Origin of the sequence: uncultured Turicibacter sp. (assembly GCF_938044715.1) — a bacterium.
Lineage (GTDB): Bacteria > Bacillota_I > Bacilli_A > MOL361 > Turicibacteraceae > Turicibacter > Turicibacter sanguinis.
Map to the genome: position 1 here is coordinate 1 of NZ_CALIOS010000051.1, position 23,995 is coordinate 23,995.

At 37.7% G+C, this 23,995-nt stretch carries 17 protein-coding genes and 5 pseudogenes; 6 read left to right on the plus strand and 16 right to left on the minus strand.

Annotated features, from left to right (window positions below; genetic code table 11):
- The 7 genes and pseudogenes from QWC74_RS05720 to QWC74_RS05750 form a co-directional block, all read right to left on the minus strand.
- A partial coding sequence (locus QWC74_RS05720) for a restriction endonuclease subunit S (RefSeq protein WP_288993939.1) occupies nucleotides 1-1,213 on the minus strand: 1,213 nt, incomplete at its 3' end.
- The gene (locus QWC74_RS05725) at nucleotides 1,206-2,801 is read right to left on the minus strand and encodes a type I restriction-modification system subunit M (RefSeq protein WP_024704247.1); all 1,596 of its coding nucleotides are present in this window, start codon (nucleotides 2,799-2,801) and stop codon (nucleotides 1,206-1,208) included. The genes QWC74_RS05720 and QWC74_RS05725, both read right to left, overlap by 8 nt.
- A pseudogene (locus tag QWC74_RS05730) lies at nucleotides 2,801-5,878 on the minus strand (type I restriction endonuclease subunit R). The gene QWC74_RS05725 and the pseudogene QWC74_RS05730 overlap by 1 nt, the downstream one beginning before the upstream one ends.
- A gap of 10 nt (nucleotides 5,879-5,888) precedes the next feature.
- Nucleotides 5,889-6,140 carry a DNA-binding protein gene (locus QWC74_RS05735; RefSeq protein WP_099421058.1) on the minus strand — a complete coding sequence of 84 codons (252 nt, stop codon included), beginning with the start codon at nucleotides 6,138-6,140 and terminating at the stop codon, nucleotides 5,889-5,891.
- Between the two features lie 894 nt (nucleotides 6,141-7,034).
- Nucleotides 7,035-7,226, minus strand: a complete 192-nt coding sequence (locus tag QWC74_RS05740) for a hypothetical protein (protein WP_011681104.1) — start codon at nucleotides 7,224-7,226, stop codon at nucleotides 7,035-7,037.
- Between the two features lie 3 nt (nucleotides 7,227-7,229).
- Nucleotides 7,230-7,715: an NUDIX hydrolase gene (locus QWC74_RS05745; RefSeq protein ID WP_011681103.1), complete on the minus strand. Its 486-nt coding sequence runs from the start codon at nucleotides 7,713-7,715 to the stop codon at nucleotides 7,230-7,232.
- A 305-nt stretch (nucleotides 7,716-8,020) separates the two neighbouring features.
- Nucleotides 8,021-8,977 carry a hypothetical protein gene (locus tag QWC74_RS05750; protein ID WP_014727508.1) on the minus strand — a complete coding sequence of 319 codons (957 nt, stop codon included), beginning with the start codon at nucleotides 8,975-8,977 and terminating at the stop codon, nucleotides 8,021-8,023.
- Between the two features lie 322 nt (nucleotides 8,978-9,299).
- Here QWC74_RS05750 and QWC74_RS05755 point away from each other — a divergent pair, with 322 nt between their 5' ends.
- The 3 genes and pseudogenes from QWC74_RS05755 to QWC74_RS14795 all read left to right on the plus strand — a co-directional run bounded on the left by QWC74_RS05755 (nucleotide 9,300) and on the right by QWC74_RS14795 (nucleotide 12,916).
- Nucleotides 9,300-10,958: an NFACT family protein gene (locus tag QWC74_RS05755; protein ID WP_011681101.1), complete on the plus strand. Its 1,659-nt coding sequence runs from the start codon at nucleotides 9,300-9,302 to the stop codon at nucleotides 10,956-10,958.
- Between the two features lie 1,026 nt (nucleotides 10,959-11,984).
- A pseudogene (locus QWC74_RS14790) lies at nucleotides 11,985-12,301 on the plus strand (MATE family efflux transporter).
- Nucleotides 12,302-12,649: 348 nt separating this feature from the next.
- A complete protein-coding gene (locus tag QWC74_RS14795) occupies nucleotides 12,650-12,916 on the plus strand; it encodes an MATE family efflux transporter (protein WP_014621542.1) in 267 nt (88 codons plus the stop codon).
- Between the two features lie 595 nt (nucleotides 12,917-13,511).
- On the opposite strand, the gene QWC74_RS05760 is transcribed toward QWC74_RS14795, so the two are convergent.
- Nucleotides 13,512-13,763, minus strand: coding sequence for an ABC transporter substrate-binding protein (locus QWC74_RS05760; protein ID WP_023909622.1), 252 nt, complete (start codon nucleotides 13,761-13,763; stop codon nucleotides 13,512-13,514).
- A gap of 121 nt (nucleotides 13,764-13,884) precedes the next feature.
- Between QWC74_RS05760 and QWC74_RS05765 the strand changes: the two genes are divergently transcribed.
- Entirely contained in the window at nucleotides 13,885-14,520 is a 636-nt protein-coding gene (locus tag QWC74_RS05765; RefSeq protein ID WP_014608272.1) for an HAD hydrolase-like protein, read from the plus strand.
- 61 nt (nucleotides 14,521-14,581) lie between these two features.
- Here QWC74_RS05765 and QWC74_RS05770 read toward each other — a convergent pair whose 3' ends face one another.
- The 7 genes and pseudogenes from QWC74_RS05770 to QWC74_RS05795 all read right to left on the minus strand — a co-directional run bounded on the left by QWC74_RS05770 (nucleotide 14,582) and on the right by QWC74_RS05795 (nucleotide 20,964).
- Nucleotides 14,582-15,346, minus strand: coding sequence for a nucleoside phosphorylase (locus QWC74_RS05770; protein WP_011681098.1), 765 nt, complete (start codon nucleotides 15,344-15,346; stop codon nucleotides 14,582-14,584).
- 426 nt (nucleotides 15,347-15,772) lie between these two features.
- Nucleotides 15,773-16,120 carry a hypothetical protein gene (locus QWC74_RS05775; protein ID WP_002948369.1) on the minus strand — a complete coding sequence of 116 codons (348 nt, stop codon included), beginning with the start codon at nucleotides 16,118-16,120 and terminating at the stop codon, nucleotides 15,773-15,775.
- Nucleotides 16,121-16,606: 486 nt separating this feature from the next.
- Nucleotides 16,607-17,344 (minus strand): annotated as a pseudogene (locus QWC74_RS05780) (alpha/beta hydrolase); the annotation flags it as partial.
- Nucleotides 17,345-17,727: 383 nt separating this feature from the next.
- Nucleotides 17,728-18,339: a zinc-binding dehydrogenase gene (locus tag QWC74_RS05785; RefSeq protein WP_288993940.1), complete on the minus strand. Its 612-nt coding sequence runs from the start codon at nucleotides 18,337-18,339 to the stop codon at nucleotides 17,728-17,730.
- Nucleotides 18,340-18,408: 69 nt separating this feature from the next.
- Nucleotides 18,409-18,765 (minus strand): annotated as a pseudogene (locus QWC74_RS14800) (alcohol dehydrogenase catalytic domain-containing protein); the annotation flags it as partial.
- A gap of 96 nt (nucleotides 18,766-18,861) precedes the next feature.
- Entirely contained in the window at nucleotides 18,862-19,956 is a 1,095-nt protein-coding gene (hemH, locus tag QWC74_RS05790) for a ferrochelatase (protein WP_014621538.1), read from the minus strand.
- 111 nt (nucleotides 19,957-20,067) lie between these two features.
- Nucleotides 20,068-20,964, minus strand: coding sequence for a cation diffusion facilitator family transporter (locus QWC74_RS05795; protein WP_011681094.1), 897 nt, complete (start codon nucleotides 20,962-20,964; stop codon nucleotides 20,068-20,070).
- A gap of 97 nt (nucleotides 20,965-21,061) precedes the next feature.
- Between QWC74_RS05795 and QWC74_RS05800 the strand changes: the two genes are divergently transcribed.
- Entirely contained in the window at nucleotides 21,062-21,637 is a 576-nt protein-coding gene (locus QWC74_RS05800) for a TetR/AcrR family transcriptional regulator (protein ID WP_011681093.1), read from the plus strand.
- Between the two features lie 427 nt (nucleotides 21,638-22,064).
- On the opposite strand, the pseudogene QWC74_RS05805 reads toward QWC74_RS05800, so the two are convergent.
- Nucleotides 22,065-22,907, minus strand: a pseudogene (locus tag QWC74_RS05805) (SDR family NAD(P)-dependent oxidoreductase); the annotation flags it as partial.
- A 131-nt stretch (nucleotides 22,908-23,038) separates the two neighbouring features.
- Here QWC74_RS05805 and QWC74_RS05810 point away from each other — a divergent pair.
- A complete protein-coding gene (locus tag QWC74_RS05810) occupies nucleotides 23,039-23,743 on the plus strand; it encodes an ABC transporter permease (protein ID WP_014608264.1) in 705 nt (234 codons plus the stop codon).
- Nucleotides 23,744-23,995: the final 252 nt, after the last annotated feature.

The following is a 23,995-nucleotide window of genomic DNA, read 5'->3' on the forward strand; positions in this document are numbered from 1 at the left end:
TCTTTTGTAAAAAGCCTTTTTTCTGTTCTTTCAACAAATCTAACTTACGTTGATGAAGAGCGATAGTTTTGTCGAGTTGTTTGAAGAATGAGCCTATTTTCGTCTGTTCTGCTAGTGTCGGAACATTGATTGGAACTTGACCAATCTCATTCTTGTTAATTTTCTTTGGAAAGGCGATATGCAAAGTCCTCTTCCAAATCTGGTCTTGTACAAATGGTGCATAAATACTTGCCTGCAAGAAATAAGGATTTAACTCCTCAGATTTGAATAGTGCAAGACTAACGTAATAGGCGAGGTCTTCGTCTGTTTCAACGACATTCGCAGTTCCTATATCCCCGATTCGAGTCATCAAGACATCACCTCGTTGTGGTCTTATTTTGAATTCATCTTCAAAAGCCTCACGAGAAATGAACTTATTTGAAGTCAAAGTCTTGATATTCTCAACACTAAGAAACATCACACCATTATCTTGATACTTAGGAGTTTGGTGGGTTCCGTCATAAATATCGGAAACCTCGTTCAACTTACGCACTTCCCAATCGTCAGCAAACCCCGCAAATCGCAATTCAGGAACTTTGGCACCATTTTTAGGGAACATTTTTTGCAAGTAGCCTTTTTTCTGCTCTTTCAACAAATCTAACTTACGTTGATGAAGAGCGATAGTGTCATCTAACTTTAAAATAAAATTAGATATTTTTTTTTGTTCATCCAAAGAAGGTAACGGTATAAGTAAATTTTGCACTATACCAGCATTTACATTTTTTTGAGCTCCGCCAGCTTCCATACCACTTATTTGTTTCATACCATATGGAGAATTTATAAATATTGAAATATATTCAGATAAAATCATTTCAGATATTGGTCTAGTAATTAGTGTGGTGAACGTTTGCGCCCCTTCTAACTCTTTGGGTACTACAGCACTTAGACCTGGATAACCAGTTCTAGCTGTAATTATGTCGCCTTGCTTCACTCTTTTATTTTTATTTTTATTATCAAACTCTTTAGAAATATATTCTAAATTTTTGGTATTTATTCTATTCTCTTTAATATCCTGATTTTTTATAAATGGAACTCCATGATCTTGAGAACTAAAATATTTACTCGAAGATGTAGCAATGCCTACTGATATTTTTTGAGAAAGTTCCCCTAACTTACGCTGTTCCCAATCATCCGTAAAACCTTCAAACCTTAATTGTGGACTTTTTTTACTCATCATGACCGCCTCTCAAAAGAAGACGCATCGATTCAATCAAGGCTTGATTCTCTTTACTTTCTGAAAAATCGTCAATCAAAGATAAGAGCGTTTGTTCTTGTTGAACTAATTCTTCATTGATCTTAAGGAGATTGGTATTCACCTCAACCAAATCAACCGGTTCTTCTTCCTCAAAGGTATCGACATAACGAGGAATATTTAAGTTAAAGTCATTTTCTTGGATCTCATCAAAACTTGCAACATGAGCATATCTTTCAATATCTTCTCGCTTTTTGTAGGTAGAAACAATTTTATCAATATGTTCATCCAACAGGACATTTTGATTTTTTTGTTTTTCAAAGTCTTGAGAAGCATCGATAAACAAGACATCACGCCGAGAACGGTTTTTCTTCAAAATAATAACCGTTGTCGGAATACTCGTTCCAAAAAAGATATTGGCCGGTAAGCCAATGACCGCATCAATGGCTCCCATCTCTAAAAGAGCTTGACGGATGGTTCCTTCTGCGCCTCCTCTAAAGAGCACGCCATGGGGCAGGACAATCCCCATTGTTCCTGATTCTTTCAAATGGTAAAAACCGTGAAGGAGAAAGGCAAAGTCCGCTTTAGATTTAGGCGCTAATTTCCCAAAACGTTCAAAGCGAGGATCAGAGAGAAACTTATCTGCCGCTGACCATTTCGCAGAATAAGGAGGGTTCATGACCACAGAATCAAACTGATAAGGCTCTTCTGAGGGCCAATCGGCATCTAAAGTATCTCCGTTATTCAGGTTCATGCGTTCTTTATCTACTCCATGAAGAATTAAGTTCATACGTGCTAAGTTAAAGGTCGTCGTATTTAACTCTTGGCCATGATAATGGACTTGATTTGGATGGATGAGATAGCGACGGATATTAAGCATCAAAGAACCCGAACCCATCGCAGGATCGTAAATATGAAAAGGCACTCGAGATTCTTGCCCGATCGACGTAATTTCTGACATGATGCGTGAAACAGCTTGAGGGGTATAAAACTCTCCTGCTTTTTTACCTGCACCTGCCGCAAACATCCCGATTAAATACTCATAAGCGTCCCCAATCACATCGCCATTGTGTTCAAATAAATCAATCTCATCTAAGGCACGCAAGACCTCAGTAATCGTCACATTACGTTGTTGTGCATTTGAGCCTAATTTTGTGGAGTTTAAATCAATATCCGCAAACAATCCACTGAATTCTTCTCCTTGACGTTCCAACTCATTAAAACCTGCTTGTAAGTCGGTCAAGTTAAATTCATAGTTATCAGCTTTGATGCGGTAGTGATAAAACAATCGATCGGGTTGGATAAAGTAACCTTGTCTGGGTTGGATATTTTCGATTAAATCGTCTTTGTCTTCTTCGTACCACTCCATGAACCCTGCATACAGAGTGGAGCGTTCTGGGAAGGTATCTGTTTTTCCATTTTCTTGTTCATAAACTTCTCTAAGCTGCTTATCAGACAAGTACTTATAGAAAATTAATCCCAGTAAGTAGTTTTTGTACTCACTTGCATCCATCTTCCCACGTAAGATATCCGCAGAAGCCCATAGTTGTTGGTTTAAACTTGTCGCCATTATAATTCTTCCTTCCATTTTTGAAGTTGTTCAAAGTTTTGTTGTAGTCGTTCTTCTAAAACTTTTGTTCTTCTTCTATATTTTTCACCCGTTTTGGCTTCGAACTCTTCTTTACTAAGAGTCATCGAATCCAGTAAATGGGTTAAATAAGGGATCGTTTTCTTATCGCTTTGATATTCGTTCATTGCAGACTGTAAAAAGTCGAAGGATAATCCAAATTCTTCAGCTTCTTTTTGAAGTTGTCTTTGAATTTCATTTTGAATCGAAGTCTCTTTTAATTGAGCCACATCGATCTCTTCAGTAGTATTGACGAGTTGATCTTTCAAGGTGTGATACATCTTTTGGATTTGAGGATCCTTTTGTTGGATTTCTTTTTCAAATTTTTCAACGGCCCCTGCTTCGTTTAATTGGATCGCTTTCAAAAGTTGATTAATATAAAAACTATCCACGACGTCTTTATGTGTCGCATTGAGCTGCGAAGAAAAAGCAATCTCTTGTAAAAGCTTCTCGAAGTCTTCCTCAGGATGCTCCTCATCCTCGATCATTTCTTTAATCTTTATTTTAATATTTTCCGTTTTTCCTTGATATTGTGGCAACTGCTCCACTACTTCTGAAAATTCTTCAAAGTCCTCTTCGTATTGATCATAGCTTCGGAGCGCTTTATAACTCTTTTCTAGCTTTTGATAAGCACTCACTTGCGCAATCATCGTTTTAAGATCATTGGGATTATCCGATAGGTCAGCTTCGCTTTGTTTATAAAGTGTTGAACATTCGATAAATTCTCTTTTAACTTCTTCATATTCTCTTGGAATCAGTTGATCAAAGTTTTGATTTTCATTTGAGAATAGACGAAACGTGTTTCGCACATTTTCTCTCATGGTAAAGGGCTTTCTAAAAGAGACAATCAACCCAGAATCTTTTCCTGTATAAATACGGTTGGTTCTTGAGAACGCTTGAAGGAGCTTTTGATAGTTCATTTCTCGATCAATATATAAGGTTTGAATCGTTGGAGAATCAAAGCCTGTCAATAAACGATCGACAACAATAACAAAATCTAGCCACTGACCATCCGATTGATATTGCTTTTCCTTACGGGCCAACCGTTTATTTATATTTTGATTGTAGAGTTTCTCATCTTGATAAGGAGAAGCATCAAACTGTTTCGCATACTCTTTCATGATCTCTACTAATTCATCGTCTTGTTCATTTTTTTCTAATTGATCCGGATTGGTTGAGAAGGTAATGGCTACTCTTGGGAAATCTTTATCAATCAGTTGATGACGTTCATCAAATTGTCGCCCATTCAAGAGTGTCCCATTATCTTTCATTTCCTTTAAAATCCGGTAAATATGTTTGGCTTGGGCAATCGAGTGAGTGGTAAGAATAGCTGACATCGTAGGAAAACCATTCTTTACCTTGAACTTTTTGACCACACTTCTCCGATTAAAGATTTTTTGTAACATGGTACGAATATGTTCATCTGTTTCATACAGTTCCGTAGGCAATAATTTTTCTTGTTGGAGGACATCGTCTGGCAACTTTCCTTTATTGAGTTGGGTGACAATCACCTCCTGATCCTCTTCTGAAATCAGTGAATGATACTCGACTTGAAAGCCTAACACAGCCCCATCATCCATGGCATTTTTGATTGTATAGGAGTGAAGGAGTGGCCCGTATTGCTGGCTCGTCGTTCTGGCAAAGGTTCCATTTTCTTGCTTTTTATTTTCTTCAAAAATAGGTGTCCCCGTTAATCCAAACCAGGTTGAATTGGGTAATATTTTCTTAATTCGCTTCATTTCCTCATCACTAACCGCACGATGAGCCTCATCAACAATAAAAACAATATGTTCTTTCCGTAGCTTCTCAAATTGATTGGAACCTTTTTCTTCACTCTCTTGTTGAGCGCTTCACATAGCTGCAGAGAGTTTTTGAATCGTGGTCACTAAAATCGTATTATTATTTTTTGATGAAAGGAGGTTTTGAGCCAACTGTTTTTGATTTTTGATCCCAACAATCAAAGTATTGGCTACCGAATTTCCGGTCGTTTGTCCGGTATGGTATTCCGAGGCAAACTTCGTAAACTCATCCTGCGTTTGAGCATCTAAGTCTGTTCTATCAACAACCATAACCGTACGATCGACACCGATCGCATTTTGAGCTAATAATTTCGTTGCGACAAAACTGGTAATAGTCTTTCCTGAACCTGTCGCATGCCAAATGAATCCTCCTTCATGTTGTGCCGCTTTTTGACGAATCTTACGAATAGCATGAATTTGGTAAGGTCTTAAAGCCATGAGGAATTTTTGATTTTTTTGATCATCGACGAGAATGGTATATTGGCTAATCAATTCATGGGCATCGGGTATCCGCAAAACTGTACGAGTAAAATCAAACAAATCGGAAACCGTTTGATTGTCTTCAGTCCGCCAATTAAATAAAAACTTCTTCATCCGAGCATAGGCTTCAGCGGTATCTTCACTAGGTCTTGCAAAGTATCGGGTATCAACTTTATTGGAGATTACCATGATTTGAGTAGTTGCGTAAATCCCTTTAAAAAATCCATCTTCTGCATAACGCTGAATTTGATAATAAGCTTGCATGAAACCGTCTTTAGCGGACTCTTTTTTGAGCTCAATATGAATGATTGGGAGTCCATTAATCAGCAAGCTCACATCTCCACGATCTACTCTAGAGGAATCTGGGACCACTTGGTGCACTACCTCATAAGAAGAAGTTCCTCCTGAAATATCCTTATTTCTAAAGGCTTCTAAAGTCACTTTTTTCCCATCTTCTCGCTCTAATAAAACTTGAGCCACCCCGTTTTCTCCTCTAAGCCATTGAGAAGCTAAAAAAGGCGTTCCGGTCAAACGTGAAAACTCGACTTTAACTTGCTTAAATTCTTTGTCCGTTAATGGTTGCTCTCCCAATACTGCTAAATTTATTCGGTTCAAATGGCTTCTAAAGTTTTGCCAAAGTGCTTCTTCCGACTTCAAGTCCGGACGATAAGTCCACTGATTTTCTTTCTCACTTAAGATTTGTATGAACTGGTTTTCAATCATTTGTTCCGAATGACTCATTTGATTCCCCTCATTTCCATAGTCCCCACCATTTCCTTGGTTTTTCTTGTTCTTCTATCCTTTTTTGATCTTTGATTTGTTCCTGCAAATTTTCCAACTTCTCTTTAAGAGCGTTCTCTTCATCTTTATATTGATTGTCTAAGTGTTTGAATTCTGTTTCCTGTGAGGGCATTTTGAGAACTTTTAACCTGTCGTTTTCTGCTTTGTATTCCTCTAACAACTTTTTATCTTGTAAGGCTAATCGTTGTTGCTGGTCTAACAATTCATGTAATTTTTCAATTTCTACTCCTCTTTTTACCAATTCGTTTTGTAAAAAAAACACATCTACTGTTGGTGGTTCTTTATCTGCTGTTGGTGCTTGTGTTGGTGGTTTATCTAAATAGTTTTTTATTATTTCCTGTTGTTTAATATTTAAAAATAATCTATTCTTTTTTTAAGTAGTTCTGAATGAATATTGACTACTCGTATGATTTATATATATATGTCTTACTAACGCCTAACTCGTCCGCTAACTCCTTTATTATATCCGATACTTTTTCTAAACTCAATGTTTCGTGTGCTCAACTCGTTCACCGTCTAAAACGTTGTCATGGATCTTACCATTCTTTCGGACAATCTGGACAGTATCACCTTTAATAAAACCCTTGTCCATAGCCTCTTTAAATTCATCATAGGTTAGTATTATATTATTCTCCTTTCCTATGCTATTCATAATTGATACAGAAAAATACGTGCTTTTTTAAGTAATTCTATTATAGCGAAAATCTTAGCAAACATTAGCATAAATTGGTATAGACACCCTATAAAAAACCTCAAAAATTGTGCGTGACGTAAGAAGACACCTTGTTGTGGCTCTCCTAGGCTCATAATAGGGGCGGGGGTGCATTTAAAAATAGCCCGAGTATATCGGACTATTCTTTGTTTAAGACGCTCTATGGACGTTATAGAGGGGTTTTATAGCAACATTTCTCAACATTCTTACACCACGCGCCACTATATACTTTTATATTCTAGTATTTTCTAACATTTATGGTTTCCATTCCCATATTTTCCAATAATATAGTGGTGTTTTATACCAACATTTCCCAACAATTAGGGCGTTTTATATCAAGTTTTTTCAAGTTTTTAAAAGCGCTCAGATAACCCAAGCGCTTCATTAGCTATGCTTCACTGCAACCCTTAGAATAGCTCTCAAAGCTATCACAAACACGGTTAAACACTTTGTAAGGTCTTTATCTTCCAAATCTGCCAAGAGATCGGCTTCTACTCCAAAAGCCCAAGCATCGATTTCATCTCCGATCGAGGGGTTAATTTGCTTATAGGTATTCCACATTTCTTGAGGTTTCATTTGTTATCCTTCTTTTGTCTTCCAATTTATATAGCTTGTCAGTTCTAATTCTGGAAATCCAACTAACTCTGCCTTCACCTTCAACACTAAGGGTGAGGCATTTTTTTCGGTAATCTGCTCGAAAGGAATCCAAATTGCATTTGCTGAATCATTGCTTCCATCAAGAACCTCTTGAGGAAGGGATTTTTGAGAGCGCTCAAAATCGAGTACGATATCATAAAAGGCCATGATGTGATGTACTGCGAAGTCTTGCCCACCTTCTTGAACCATTACATTATAAATCCTAGGATTTGAATAACGGCTAAGCGTATAGCCCGTCTCTTCCAGAACCTCTCTTTCGAGGGTTTCTGTCAGTCCCTCACCTAGTTCTTGACCACCACCCGGTAAATCAAAACGATTCTGATAAGGTCCTCTCGTTTTCTCAATGCATAGCAATTTCCCTTCTTGAAGGCAGACTCCGTATACACCAAAGTGATTTTTGATTTCCATATTCTTAACTTCCTAGCTTAATTTATTTTTTACCATAACTATCATCACACATTAATCTTGGGTTAGGGGCACTCTTTATTAAAGACATTTTGTCTATTTAACTATAACAGACTTTCAAAACAAAAAACGCAAGAGTTTTCCCCGTTGCGTTAAAACGTCATGTTGATATTCCACGACGTTCCATTATCATCATTTCTATAGGAATTTTACCAAATTTGTAAAGACTTTTCAACCAACAAGATACTGTCAATTATTTTTGTATTTACACAACTTATTTTACACTACCTGTTATAGATAAAGGGAGCTCAATCCATATTATATCTCTTTACTATATAATCCTTTATATGTTCTTCCATCAGACATGTTCTATTAATTATCATGTTTTCTAATCTCTCAATCATCTCTAACAGTTCACTTAATTTGAGATTCTTGATCTGACATGTTTTATTTTTATATTTTTTTACTTCTTCTTCACAAATAGCCTTACCTGTCAAGATGTTAATTGGCATTCCATTTTCAATAAAATTATTAAACATAAAATAATCAACAAATTTCTCAAATGTCTCAAAATGGTCCAACCATGTTCGTATACCATCTGTGTTTTTAATATAAAGAGCATATAGGATATCATCTTTATGTTGAGATTTATGATATTCCCCATCTAGTGCATGTTTAATCTCTAAAAGAGTTAAATCTACTCGATCTTCTATATAAGAACCTACACCACGACTCATATTATATTTGCTATTTCGAAAACCTTCACTTTTCTTAGGCGTAGGCCAGATAAAAGATCCACCAAGCGTTCTTGTATTTTTCACATAATTAATTAGTTTATTTAAAATCCTCTTTCTCTCATCAATAGATTCATTTTTAGATAAATAATTAATTCTAGCTAAAGGATACTTGAGATGACCATAGGATTGCTGATATACATATTCATCTCCCGAAAAACCAAATTGATCTGAAGTAAGTCTGAACAGCAATTCGTCATTTTGCTTCACAACAATTTTATATTTATCATTATCTTTTATCTTTTTCTCACTGTCACTAGTTAGTTTAGCAAGTTTAGGGGGAATAAAAGAATATTTATTTTTATAATTACTTTCACTCTCTCTTTTTCTTAGAAATTCCGTTAAAAAATTATAGTAGGGTGTATCAATGTCCTCTCTACAATCAGGATCAACATATTTACCACCATTTAATACACTTCTATAATAATTATCAAACTCATCACGCTGAAATATAATCGTTCCTTTTTCCACTTTAAACCACCATACTAAATTCATTTCTAACTACTCTATATCTTAAAATCATCGGATACTATCAATAATTTTGTGTTTACACAACTTATTTTACACTACCCTAGAATATAATTCAAAAGAATATTTGAAGAATTTTGATATGTTTTAGCTACTTATGTCATACCATTTTTTATGATAATTTATAATAGATTAAAATAATCAGTTTAGATTCTCGACCCTCCCCAAACATTTCTACCGGATTTATGCTATAATAGTTAAGCATTTTATATATTATCACAATTAAAATAACAACCATTACCACTAACAAGAAAGGAAGTGCATCATGTCTTTTGACGGCTTTTTTCTTCATCATATGACGGCCGAGTTACGTGAGCAGGTGCTTTACGGGCGTATCCAGAAGGTTAATCAGCCTTTTGAGCGTGAATTGGTGTTGACCATTCGTAACAATCGTCAGAATTACAAGCTTTTGCTTTCGGCTCACCCTGTCTTTGGGCGTATCCAGACAACCAAGGCAGAGTTGCCAAATCCTCAGAATCCAAACACCTATACCATGATTATGCGTAAATACCTTCAGGGAGCTGTTATTGAGGATATCCAGCAGCTGGAAAATGACCGTGTTCTTGAGATTTCCGTGTCTAACAAAAACGAAATCGGTGACAGTGTTAAGGTTACTCTTGTTATGGAAATCATGGGGAAACACTCCAACATTATCCTTATTGACAAGAACGAGAACAAAATCATAGAGTCTATCAAGCACGTTGGTTTCTCGCAAAATAGTTACCGAACTATTTTGCCTGGCTCTACCTACATTGCTCCGCCAAAGACAGATGCTAGGAATCCTTTCGATATTTCAGACGAAAATCTCTTTGAACTCTTACAGACGGAGGATTTGTCAGCTAAAAACCTTCAAAAACTCTTCCAAGGGTTGGGGCGTGATACGGCTAATGAATTATCAGCTTTATTAGAGACTGATAAACTCAAGAATTTTCGTGACTTCTTTAATCGTGGGGTCGAACCTAATCTTACGACTAAGGCATTTTCAGCTGTAAGATTCTCAGATAGTCAGGACCAACCTGAGTTTGAGACCTTGTCAGAGCTTTTGGACTACTACTACTTGGACAAGGCGGCGCGTGACCGTGTGGCTCAACAGGCTAGTGATTTGATCCATCGTGTGCAAAATGAACTGGAAAAAAACAAGAAGAAACTTGTTAAACAAGAAAAAGAGCTTGCTGCTACTGAAAATGCTGAGGAGTTCCGTCAAAAAGGTGAACTTTTAACAACCTTTCTGAGCATGGTGCCAAATGACAAGGATAGTGTAGAACTAGACAACTACTATACTGGCGAAAAGATTACCATTCCTCTAAATGTGGCTCTAACGCCTAACCAGAATGCTCAGCGTTACTTCAAGAAATACCAGAAACTCAAGGAAGCTGTTAAGCACTTAACTGGTTTAATTGAAGAAACCAAGCAAACCATTAACTATTTGGAAAGTGTCGAGTTCAGTCTTTCTCAAGCTAACATGGATGAGATCGAAGACATTCGTGAGGAGCTTGTACAAGCTGGCTTTATGAGGCGTCGTTCAACTGACAAACGTCAGAAACGCAAGAAACCTGAACGTTATCTAGCTTCTGATGGCAAGACCATTATCATGGTTGGTCGTAATAACCTACAAAACGAGGAGTTGACCTTCAAGATAGCTAAAAAAGGTGAGCTCTGGTTCCACGCCAAGGATATTCCAGGTAGTCACGTGGTCATCAAGGACAATCTTAACCCAACCGATGAGGTCAAGACTGATGCGGCAGAACTAGCTGCCTACTACTCTAAGGCTCGTCTATCAAACTTGGTTCAAGTAGATATGATTGATGTTAAGAAACTCAACAAACCAACAGCAGGTAAGCCTGGATTTGTGACTTATACGGGACAAAAAACCTTACGTGTCACACCAACTGAAGAAAAAATTGACAGCATGCGAATGAAATAAATTGAACATTCCACCAACCATTATGTAATGCCTAGTGGTTGTTAATGTTAGTTTAACTGTAATAAAAAAGGAACTTAGTAGGTTCCTTTTTTTCATTATATTAGTGGTTTATTTTATATTTATTATTCAATACATATTCTTGTGGTAATCTTGAGTATTTTTTGTAAACTTAAAATTTTTGTAAAATCCAATTACACTACCTATTGTAAAACACAGAAAAATAAATGAAATCACCCATATTATTGAGTCTGAAGAAGCATCATAAGTTAATGGAGCAGTAATTAAATACACAAGAAGTGCTATTGGTAAAAATGATAAAGTAACAGAAGCATTTTTGATACGTTTGTTGTCTTCAATACTGTTAATATCTACAAATCAGCCTACAGTAAGAAAGCGCATCCAATTTTTGAACTTTTGAGCTTAAGACTGGCTAACTTTTTCTGAGAACAAGTTTGTTATAACTTTATAATAAGGTAATGCTACTAAGTATGTAAGTTTTATAAAGAGCACAGAAAAGACTGTTAGTAGACTTACAATCAACATGATATAACTAAAATCTTCATTGAACCTTGAATTTTTTGACATTTTCTTTCCTCATTCTATTTTTTGGAGGGCTTCTATTCCATCTCATTTCTGAGACCAAGAGCCAGTACACCCTTCCCTATATTTACTTACAGCTTCCAATGATTGCGGCCAGTTATATCCATATGTCACAAAAGCTCAACCGCTATCTAAAGTCTATGAAAAAGTCATCCTAGGGTGACTTTTTATTATTGTTTCACGATTACTCTCTTGTTATAATAGTACTATAAAAAATTCGTCAGTTGATCTTTTAGGAGGCCCAATTTTGAGGTCTCTTTTAATCTTTGCTCTGCCTACTCTAGTTTCTAATATTTTCCAGCAGCTCTACAATACTGCTGATGTCATGATTGTGGGACGCTTTCTAGGACCTGATGCCTGGGGCTGCTGTTGGGGCTTCCTCTTCTATTTTTGATTTGGTAATCGGATTTGCCCTTGGTGTTAGAAATGATATGGGGGGTTGTTATTGCATGTTATTATGGTGCGCAAAAATATGATAAGCTTCGTCAATCTGTAGCTACCACACTTGTTATTGGTCTAGGCTTAAGTGTCTCAGTTATGTTTTTAGGGCATTTTGGTCTTTATCCTTTGCTAACTTTTTAGGAACTCCTAGTTCTATCATTAGACAGTCCTACCAGTATATTTCTATGATTGTGTCTTGTGTTGGGGTAAGCTTGGGTTATAATCTGTGCGCAGGGCTTCTTAGGGCGGTTGGGGATAGCCTCACAGCTCTCTACTTCCTGATTTTTTTCAGCCTTAGTTAATATCATTTTAGACTTTTTTATTACACAGCTCCATCTTGGCGTACAATCAGCAGGCTTAGTAACTATTATCTCACAGGGGTTGTCAGCTATACTCTGTCTTTACTATATTAAGAAAAAGGTGACCTTTCTCCTACTACATAAGTCTGACTTTGTTCTTGATTCAAGCCTTTATCTGGACCTTTTTGGACAAGGAATGGCCATGGGCCTCATGAATTCCATTGTTTCTATTGGAACTGTGACCTTACAGTACGCCATTAATGGCTTCTGCCCTCTCATCATTAGTGCTCAGGTGGCAGCAAGACGAATTATGTCCTTTGCGGTTCTACCCTTGACCTCCCTTGCTGCTGGGTGACGACCTTCACCTCACAGAATTTCGGAGCCCAACAGTTTAAACGTATTGTCGAAGGGTCAAAACAGTCATGCCTTGTCTCTATCATTTGGTCCATTATTGCTTGTGTCCTACTCTATATGATAAGTCCCTTCTTGGCTGGTCTTATTTCTGGGTCTGATAATGCTATGATTATCAACAACGCCGACCGCTACTTGCGTATCAGTTCCCTTTTTATCCTATTTTGGGAATACTCTTCATCTTTAGAAATAGTCTCCAGGGGCTAGGTAAAAAACTCACACCAAAAACCTCTAGCTTTATTGAGCTTTTTGGTAAAATTCTCTTTGTTGTGTTTGTCATTCTTTATATGGGCTATCTTGGCGTTATCCTATGTGAACCATTGCTTTGGATTCCTATGACTATTCAGCTCTATTTTTCTTTGAGAAACACACCAGACGTTTGTTTGTCAGCTAGATCCCCTTTTAGTTTAATTCAATCCCCATTCATCAGCTATTTGTTTCATAATTATTTCTTGCGACACAATGCCAAATCCAAGCATATAAGTTAAATAATCTGCATAGATAGCCTTATTATTTTGAACAGCTTTAAGCTTACTCCAGATAGGTGAGTTTTTAAGTTGGAACATATCATCTGGATTATAGGTTTCACACGATTGAACTTATAAGTATCATACAGGTAACCAAGATGCCCGTAAGTATAGTAACGGATTTCATTGACAGTCACGCTCAAATACATAAGTTTTTGGAAGCTAAATTTAGCTTTGACATTTTCCGCAAAAACAGCCTCCTTAGCATCAACTCTATCGAGATCTTTCTTCATTTCATCACGTTTGTCAAAGATGTCTGCTTTTCATTTGTGTTGCTATAAATAGCCAACAGTTGGTGCAATCTCAGACAAATCTTCATAAAGATCCTTTCGCTCTCCTGTCATAAGTATTAAATCAGGTTCTAACTCAACAATCTTTTCTAAATCTGGATTTTCCTGCCAACCCACTGAAATCACTTTTTTATCCTTGTATTGTTTCTTAAAAAGGATTGAAAAATCTTGACTTCCAGTTTGACCGGTTGTCTCACCCCTTAGAGGATAACAATATGTTTGGAAGCTTTTTTTCAACTACACCCTATAAAAATCAAGCACAATCGTCTTCTCTTTGAAAGTCTGACTTGTATTGTTTGACTTTGCATTTTGTCCTATCATGATATAATAAACAAATAACATTGTATTGGAGAATCATATGACATTTACACACATTTTCTTCGACCTTGATGGTACTCTTATAGATAGTTCCGAGGGCATCCACAATGGTTTTGTCCAAACCTTTGAAAGACTGGGCCTACCTGTTCCTAGCAACCAAAAAATTCGAACCTTTATGGGACCACCTCTAGAAGTGACATTCAAAGAAGAAATTAGCGAAGAAGGTGCTGCCCAAGCTGTCAAAATTTATCGTGACTATTATGAGACCAAAGGACAGTTTGAAGCTCACCTCTACGACGGTATAAAAGAGGTTCTAGAAAAGCTGAGTCACGATCCAAATAAGAAAATCTATATTACGACTTCCAAAAATGAGCCTACCGCTCTGGAAATGTGCGAGTACCTTGGCATCACTGAGTTTTTTGACGGTATCTATGGGGCCACACCTACTGCTTTCCACAAGGCTGACGTCTTGCAGCGTGCTATCACTGAAAATAATGCGAATAAGGACAGTTCTGTCATTGTTGGTGATACCAAGTTTGATTTGATTGGTGGAAAAACAGTTGGCATCAAAACAATAGCGGTTACCTGGGGATTCGGGACTAACGAAACCTTATTAGCTGAAAATCCAGATTTTGTAGCTGAGACTACCCAAGAACTTTGGGATATTTTGAAATAATAACTTACATCTAAAAAGAGCACGATTATATAGTCATGCTCTTTTTTCTATTGAATTAGGATTACATCTGGACAATGATATCCAGACAAAGCTCTAAAGCCTTATCAAAAGCCTCTGAGCCCCAATCTCGTTGATCGTAATTGTCAATATCTGCAAGGGAATCTGCCGTAAAGAGTAGTAATCCCCAAATAGCTCCTCGAAGTTGAGCAACTGCTGCAAGTGCAGAACATTCCATCTCTACAACACTACAGCCCTCTTCAATACGATAGGAAACCTTATCTGGTGTTTCTCTATAAAAACCATCTGTCGACCAGGTCATGACCTCTTCATAGGGGATTTTCTTTTGTTTTAAAGTTTTCTCAATAGCTTCCAGAGCTTGTTTATTCATGTCTATATAGCGGGATGGCGCAACATAGTGGTAACTCGCTCCTTCATCCCTCAACGCTATAGTAGGAATCAAAAAAACATTTTCCTTCATGTTTACCAAAACGCCACAAGTTCCAGTTGAAATGATTTGTTTTACGCCATAACCAATTAACCAATCAAGAAATTGTGCAGCTGCAGCTGATCCAACTGGAGCTTGAGCCAAGCAAATCTCCTCCCCATTGTAAGTCATAACAAATATAGGATAAGTTTTGGTCGCGGAGACAAACTCTCCAACTTTATCAGCCTCAACGGCGTTCGCATAGCGTTCAATCTCTTCTTCTAAAAAGGCGTAAATACACCTAGCCGGCAAGTCTAAATCTAAGTCCTCATGTGTCGGCATAATCACAGCCTGAGGACTATCATCAAACTCTAAAATTGGGATTTCATGTTTATGTATCATCTGTTGCCTCCTAAGTTTTAAGAATTATTATATCAAAAATTCAAACTGATTATATGATTTCATAAAATCTATTAGCTTATAATCAAGAAAAATAGATGATTAAATCATAACACCTAAAAAAGACATGAATCTGTTTTAGTCAGAAACATGTCTTATTTGTGTTCTATTCAAGAAAGATTATTTCAATCATCTTTTATTGTCTCACGAAATCTTCTGATGTTAAGAACCTATGCACGATACTCTGAAATAATCTCTCCTATCCAGTTTTTAAAAGGATTGTGAGAATGAAGATTCTTGATAATAACAAATAAATAGAATTTATAACTTTTCTTCATCTCCTCACCTTTAATCATCATCTTCTAGTACTAGATTCTCATCCTCATAAAAAACGACTTTCCCATCTTTTACTTTAAAAGAATAACTGATTTAATCTTGATTCTCATCCTTGGTATTGGAATAAAAGAAATTATATTCACCATTCGGAAGATCACTAGCATCTAACTTTTTAGCCGCATCTTTCATATCTTGTGATTTGACTGTTATCTTTTCATCGATATAAATGACCATCTCAATCAACTCTTTATCAATCAAGGTTTGGTATGAAATTTGATAGTAACCTGCAAAGTCCTTCTTACCTTCTTTGAGATTGTCTGAGGATAAGGTATCCAGATTTTTCTCCTTTTCATCATGACTGAAGTTAGATAGAAAACTAAATGAACTAATAGGAAGACCGAGTTTTTGTTTCTTCAATTGTTTTTTTAATTTTCTTCTCAACCTTTTGGACAGATTTCTGCTTCAAAAACGATTCCTTATATTCTGGAACATTGCCATAAGAGTCACTTGACCCTTCTTCATGAATAGCCGTATTTTCTCTAATACTACTTTCTGGTCATCGTTAGTTTTATCAGAATAGGTATAAGTTACGTGGTAAGTTGGTATTTCTAAGGCTGTCCAATATAATTTAGTGATAGTAACCTTAGAATGCAGACTCACTTTATTACAATTCTCGACAATAACTCCTCTGACCTTGTTATAATCACTAGACTTCATCTTTCTGAACTCCATCAAAAACAAGGCTGTAAATATTATGAGAAATAAAAGTAAACGATTACATTATTTTATCTTTATTTAACATTCTTTACATGAAATGTCAGATGAAATTGGATTCGTTCTTTTACTTCTCTTCTCTGCCAACCCAATCATTGTATTAAAAAAATCTAGTAGACAGCCTCTACTAGATTTTTTTATATTCTTATCAACTCATTTTCCCCATAAGAAAGCATTTAGAGGCTTATCGACCAAGGTTGTTTCATGGAGTTTACTGTGTTGGCCGTTAAGACCTGTGATTTTCTTTTCTTGGTAGGATTTGACATAACCTTTAAGCAGATAGGCTAGGGATTGACTGGATAGATTGGTCACGCGCTCATCACTCTCTTTACCTGTATTGCCATAGATGTTGAGGACTTCAACTTGTCCTTGAGGATAGTTGTCTCCAAGAGACAAGAGCTCCTCATATGACCCGGTCATGCTAGTTGGTTTTCCTTCGCCATCTAGAGAGTTTTCTTCCGGTTCATCCATGCCGATAATCCCGTTAAAGTGACCGGCGATATCCACTTGTTTGACTAGTTTAGGCAGACTGGTATCACTGCCATGCTGGAGCATATAATAGACGATAGCTATATTGCCGTAGGAGTGACCAACCATGTTCATCTCAGTGATTTCGTAGGTATCCTGGAGAGCTTTGACAACAGCGTAGGCATAGTTGCTCTGGTCCTGAGTGCTGGCCCCTCAATTATTGTCAAAATTGACTAGGACAATCGGATTGACCGCATCTTTTTGAATAGTCCCTTTCAGAGTAACGGTCCCATCTTCAGCCACATTGGCTTCGATAATGGTTTGGGTCACGCCAGATTTTTTAGCTGCATTAGCCATGTGTCTTTCCGCATGACTGCTTGAGCTCCCAACCATGAAAAAAGATGGTTGGACGGCTTGATTGAATAAATGTTTTTCTTGCTTCTGCTTTTACGGCCTGCGCTTGGTTTTGGGAAATAAAATACCAACCACCTACACAAACAAGACCAAGTATTGCTAAAAGACTGAAAATAAGAGTTCTTTCTTCATATATACCTTTCTAATTTGCTTTATGTAAGAGCTAAATGGTCATAACTTTTTTACTTGCAATACTGATTACGAACTCATTCATCTTACATGTTTTCCTTAATGAAACGATCCATCTCTTCAAACGGAATCACGTTCACCTGGTCATAAAGGTCTGTGTGACTAGCCCTTTCGACTGTAATCATTTTTTGTCTCCTTTGCAACATATAAAAAGGCTTGGAAACACAGCTCTCTTGCATTACCAAGACTTTTGTATAACTTAACTAATCTAAAACAATCATAGATTTAATAGACTTGCGTTCATCCATATCTTTATAAGCCTGATTAATATCTTCCAATTTATAACTTGTCGTAAAGACTCGGCCTGGATTGATGTCGCCATCAAGAACAGCTTTTAACAAAACTTGTTTATCATAGGTTGTGACAGAGGCTACCCCTCCCGCCACTAAAATATTTTGGGCAAAGGTCGAACCAAGGGAACGGTTATTATAATGAGGCACACCGACAAATCCCATACGACCACCGTTATGGAGGACACCAAGAGCTTGTTCTACTGCTGCTTCAGTACCGACACACTCGAGAGCTGCATCTGCTCCTCCCCCGAGGATTTCACGGACTTTGTCAATGCCTTTTTCGCCACGCTCAGCTACAACCGCAGTCGCACCTGACTCCAAAGCCATCTTTTGACGATCTTCGTGACGGCTCATAAGGACAATTTGAGAAGCTCCACGCATCTTAGATGCAATGACAGCACATTGACCAACAGCCCCATCTCCGATAACGACAACCTTATCACCCTTTTGTACATTAGCCACACGCGCAGCATGGTAACCCGTCGGCATAACATCAGCAAGTGTCAAAAGTGACTTGAGCATGCCTTCGCTATAATCTGAGGGTTGCCCAAGAATTTTGACAAGGGCCCAGTTGGCAAAGTGGAAACGGATATACTCAGCCTGCACGCCCTCAGACCAGTTATTACCTGAGTGGTTATCACAAGAGCCGTCAAAACCAGCTCGACAAGCATCACACTGACCACACCCATGTGTGAAAGGTGCAATGACAAAGTCTCCTGGTTTTACCGTAGTAACTTGCTCACCAACTTCTTCGACAATTCCGATAGCCTCATGACCACTATTTCTATGTCCCTCTTCCATTTCCGGATTACGGTAACTCCAAAGGTCAGATCCACAAACGCAAGTACGTACTATCTTGATAATGGCATCATCTGCTGCCACGATTTGCGGGCGATCAATTTCTGCCAGCCCCACTTGTCCAGCTTTGGTATAAACTGCTGATTTCATATATCTACCTCTATTTCTTTAGTTATAGTTAGTATACACTTTTAGGCAAGCTTTAGCTCACATCATGCCCTCCAAATTACTTTCAAACAATAGCAACTAATCATATTTTTTTCCATACTTCTTTTCAAGCATTTTCTTAAATAGATATGGCATCTTGACATTTTCTAGACCTTTTTTAGCAATCAATTTCTTGACGAAATCGGGCATTTGAATGTCCTTTTCCTCATCCAAAATCTGACCTGTGCTAGAAGGAGTTTCCAGCTCATCAAAGGTCTCAAGCTGAGGTTGATAGTAACTATAGTCACCGTCTATATGAGACTGAATAGCCGAAAGAAGGGCCTTGATTAAACGAGGATCGCGATTTGGCATGGGAGGTCTGTGATAGGCTACACCTAGCTCTTGGCAAAGTTCCTTACATTCCACATCATTATCAAAAAGAACCTCAATATGCTCACTAATAAAGACAATAGGGACAAAAATATAGTGGTCTGGGTGTTCACGCTCATCTCGTAGATATTCTAAGACATCAGGCTTAATCCAAGGAATACCTATATCACTCTCACTCTGCCAAGTATTAGTGTACTGCTCTTCTCTAAGTCCTAAATCCTCCGCAATCAAGCGACTATTATCATAAATCTGGTCGATATAAGGGTCACCAAAATCTAGTGCCAAAACTGGGACACTGTGAGCTGAAAAAATCACCTTATAACTGTCGTCTCCAATCTGATCTAAAATCTTTCGGATTTCATCAGCCCAATAATGAAGAAGAGAAGGTTCGCGGTACCAGTCCTTGATAATTTGGAACCTAATATGCTCACTTTCTAAAAATTTCTCATATCCCATGACAGAATAGTAAGAATAATGGGGCTCTAAAATCAAGCACAAACATTCTTCAATTCCGTCATTCTCCATCTGTGTAATCACATCTGTAATGAAAGATCGTGAAAATTTATTGGCAAAGTAAACCGACACTTGTTCTCCAAGAGCAGAAGCAACCAAATCCACCTCTTCTCTGGTTATCCTTTGGAGTGGAGTTCCACCAATTCGGAGGTAATTGTCATGTAAAGTCTGAATTTTATGTGGTTCAGGACGAACACCACGCCGTATATTCGTGAAAAACTCCGCTACTCCTTCATAGGTAATCTCTTCTGGTGACCCAAAGGTCATCATCAACACAGCTCTCTTACTCATAATTAATCCTTGTTCTACATTTGTTCTATTTTATCATGAAAAGGATCACTTTAGGGAACTTGGTATCAAAATAACTCTTAAAGGTAGACTCTAAGAGTTTAAAAACAAACCTTAATGATGGTGTTGCTGCTCACTTTCTGCTTCTAGCTCTTCGATATTTCGCTTGTGAGCTTGGTGGGTTGCCAAGTCTTCATCAACTTCGATGGTGACATTTTGAAAGCCACTCTCTTTGAGCAAGTCTCGGATAGACTCTTTACAGACCTCGATATGTTTGACATGCTCCAGACAAACATGGACAATAGCATTTTTCTCCAAGCCGTCCATGGTCCAAAGATTAAGCTGATTGATACTAGCAACATTATCCAACTGCTCTAAGTCATTCTTAACTTGCTTGATATCTACCCCTTCTGGCACAGCATCCAGGAAAATCTTGAGCGTGCTCCAAAAACGTGGAATGGCTTTGGACAGAATAAAGAAGGAAATAGCAAGAGACAAGAGGGGATCTAGGATATACCAGTCCGTAAATCGGAGGACAATGGCCATCAGGATGACAGCCAACCAACCTAAGGTATCTTCCAAAAAATGCAGGCTGAGAATAGACTCATTCTTGGTCTGACCCTTACGAATGACCAGACTAGCCAGCAGATTGACACTGATAGCAATAATTCCCAACCAAAGAAGCCCTTCGTCATTGACGGGTTGTGGGTGGAAAAGCTTGCTTATATTTTCTAAAATCACCATACCAGACCCTGTCATCAGAATGACTGCCGTTACCAAAGCCCCTAATAAGCTAAAACGCTTGTAGCCTAGGGTATAGCGACTATCTTCTTCACGATTGGAGATTGTTTCTAGAAAGGCCGAGAGGCCAATGGCTAGAGCATCCCCCAAGTCATGGACAGAGTCAGCGAGAACAGCACTGGAAACAAAGATTCCCCCTGCAATAAACTCAACAATGGAAAAGCTTAGATTCAAGAAAAAAGCCAACCAGACTGCATATTTTGAACTCATTTTTTACCTTCCTTTGGTATAATAGATTCACGAACATCATATTCAATATCTATTATCCAATACTACCAACAGAAAGGATAGGGGCAAACCGTTCGCTGTGTACGTTACTGAACAGTTTGTTCATAGTGTCCATATGACTGCACAAGATCGTCGCATTACCAAGACTAGAAAAGCCATCTATCAAGCTTTCTTGTACTTACTTAACCAAAAAGATTATGAGGCCATCACCGTTCAGGAGATTATTGACTTGGCTGATGTGGGGCGTTCGACCTTTTACAGCCATTATGAGAGCAAAGAGTTACTACTGGATGAGCTCTGCCAAAAGCTCTTTCACCATTTGTTTGAGCGTACTCAATACCTCTCTCCACAAGACTACCTGGCCCATATCTTTCAACATTTCAAGAAAAATCAAGACCATGTAACCAGTCTCTTGCTTTCAAAAAACGATTATTTTATCCGGCAGCTGCGAAAAGAACTGGAACATGACGTCTATCCAATGGTAGCTGATGAACTGATTCAATCACACCCCAACATTCCTCACTCATATCTCAAGCACCTGGTTATAACCAACTTCATTGAAACCCTGACCTGGTGGTTGAAAAAAGGCAAGTCCTACAGCGAGCAGGAAGTAGTCCAGTTTTATTTGGAGATTTTAAACGTCGCTTCTAACTAAGGTGCGACTTTACATCATGTATCATAGAAAGGAAAACTATGCTCCTTCTCATTCTTCTTGGTATTTTCACAGCTTTCTTATCCCTTGCTTTTGCTCTTCTTCATTTAATGGCCAGTCTTTCAGAATTAAGAAAGCACAAGAATACTCTAGGAAATCGGCTTCTCCTTATCGGAAGCAACCTTGCGACCTTCTCTCATCCTTTACTTCCTTTTGCCGATTGTTGCTTTATTCCTTTGGCTGATCGGAGTTAGCTTGATTTGCTACGGAGCCTATTGGAATGGCAAGCATAAAGGAAATTTCCATCTAGTAGCCCACTACCTGATTCGGATCGGAATCGCTCTGGTAATTACGATTTTATTAACTCTTGTATAAGAAAAGATCAAGTTTTATTAATGAAAACTTGAGCTTTTTTCTTATATTTATGATATTAAACATTCTGCTTTTCTTTAAACATTTTGACCTTTTCTTGGCAGTAATTCATTAATTTCTGTGTTTTTTCAAATGAGTAGCCTTTTTCAGATACCGACTTGACTTTCTTTTCATCAAAGTAGTAGCCAGTCAAGCCACTGACTTCCTCTGATAAGGTGAGATAATAGCCTGTTTCGATTCCCTGATCTAGATCTTTTGAAAGAGACTTCATCAAGCGTCCGAAGAGAGACTTTTCCGTCTTTTTATCACTAGAATTATTCCCTAAGTTGGTTAAAATCAAGCCGAGATGGTAGGCATTAATAGTGGTATTTGAACCTTTTAAAAAGAAATCTCTTGCTAGATAGCGTGTCATCCAAATGGTGTAGAGCTTGGAATTATTGTAGGCCAAACCGGGATTGTATTCTTTCTCAAAGCCAAAGTCCAAATCCTTCACTTTCGCAAAATGGTGCATATAGGAAGAGGTATTGATAACAAGGCCATCAGGCAATTTTTCTAACAAGGGGATTAGCTCTGTTATAAAAATATAGGGAACCAGAACGGATAACATGAAAGTTAGTTCGACATTTTCACCACTCGCTTTTCGCTCTTTCCCTGCATACAGACCTGCATTGTTAAATAAGATATCAATCCTTTGAAAGTCTCGCTTGATTTCCTCCACAAATCGATAAACATTATCTAATTTTGAAAAATCAGCCAAGTAGCTAGACACTCTGCCTCTCAAGGAGACTGCCCGAACCTCCTGAGTAGCCAATTCCAGCTTTTGAGGATTGCGACCGTGGAGGATGATATGATAGCCTTCACTAGACGGTTTCTTTGCTAGATGCTTACCGATAACGTCCGTAGCACCTGTTAGATGTAGGAAGTAATAACGATCGTCAAGATATCACAACACTTGTTGTCAATGATAAAGATCAAAAAACACTTCAAAATTACATCAAACTCAATCATCGTGAAACTGGTCAGAAGCTTGATTTGACTGAAAAAGGCATTATTATCTCAGAGAAATTGGCGGACCTAGCTGGTATTTCTGTAGGTGATGAAGTAACCGTTCAAAATAGCCAGGACAAAGACATCAAACTCAAAGTTGCTGGTATTTCTGAGATGTACATGGGGTACTTCATCTTTATGAACGAATCTACTTATAAGGATGCTTTCGGAAAAGAGGCTAGCCAAAATGCTACGATACTTACACTGAAAGATCATTCAGACAAAAATGTTGAGCAAACAGCCAGTCGATTTATGTCTCTTGATGGTGTAAAAGGGGATGTCCAAAATACTACTCTAAAGGCACAAATCAAGACCATCGTCAACTCACTTAGCCGTGTTATGGGAGTTTTGATTAGTGTTTCTATTCTTCTTGCTTTTGTTGTTCTCTTCAATTTAACGAATATCAATGTGGCAGAGCGTATCCGCGAATTATCAACCATTAAGGTTCTAGGTTTCTTTAATAAAGAAGTGACGCTCTACATCTATCGAGAAACAATTTGTCTTTCTATCATTGGTATCTTGGTTGAATTCGGACTTGGTTTGGGACTGCATCAATACATGGTAGATGTTATCCCACCTGAAAATATTATGTTCAATCCAAATCTTGGCTGGCTCATCTACGCTGTTCCAACACTAGTAATCATTATCATTCTGACAGGTTCTGGGTATCTTTGTGAACCAACACCTTAAGAAAGTCAATATGCTCGAGGCTCTAAAATCTGTTGAGTGAGATATGCTATAACTTAATAAATAAAACGGAAGAGTTAGGACCACTTCGTCGTTTTAAAACAAGATACTCCCCTATGTCGAATAGGGGAGTATCTTGGCTCTATAATTTCTGTAGTGGGTAAAACTACTGTAGGGATTATAGAGCTTTTTGAGTGTACACAAAAAGTCCCATAAGAACTATAATGAAAAGCAACCAAACCATCATTAGGAAGA

Bases quoted from the DNA above. Each gene is read 5' to 3' on its own strand.
- QWC74_RS05795 (WP_011681094.1), bottom strand. From the start codon at position 20,964: ATGAGTTCAAAATATGCAGTCTGGTTGGCTTTTTTCTTGAATCTAAGC.
- QWC74_RS05740 (WP_011681104.1), bottom strand. From the start codon at position 7,226: ATGAAACCTCAAGAAATGTGGAATACCTATAAGCAAATTAACCCCTCG.
- QWC74_RS05725 (WP_024704247.1), bottom strand. From the start codon at position 2,801: ATGGCGACAAGTTTAAACCAACAACTATGGGCTTCTGCGGATATCTTA.
- QWC74_RS05770 (WP_011681098.1), bottom strand. From the start codon at position 15,346: ATGATACATAAACATGAAATCCCAATTTTAGAGTTTGATGATAGTCCT.
- hemH (WP_014621538.1), bottom strand. From the start codon at position 19,956: ATGAGTAAGAGAGCTGTGTTGATGATGACCTTTGGGTCACCAGAAGAG.
- QWC74_RS05765 (WP_014608272.1), top strand. From the start codon at position 13,885: ATGACATTTACACACATTTTCTTCGACCTTGATGGTACTCTTATAGAT.
- QWC74_RS05745 (WP_011681103.1), bottom strand. From the start codon at position 7,715: ATGGAAATCAAAAATCACTTTGGTGTATACGGAGTCTGCCTTCAAGAA.
- QWC74_RS05755 (WP_011681101.1), top strand. From the start codon at position 9,300: ATGTCTTTTGACGGCTTTTTTCTTCATCATATGACGGCCGAGTTACGT.
- QWC74_RS05785 (WP_288993940.1), bottom strand. From the start codon at position 18,339: ATGCTCAAGTCACTTTTGACACTTGCTGATGTTATGCCGACGGGTTAC.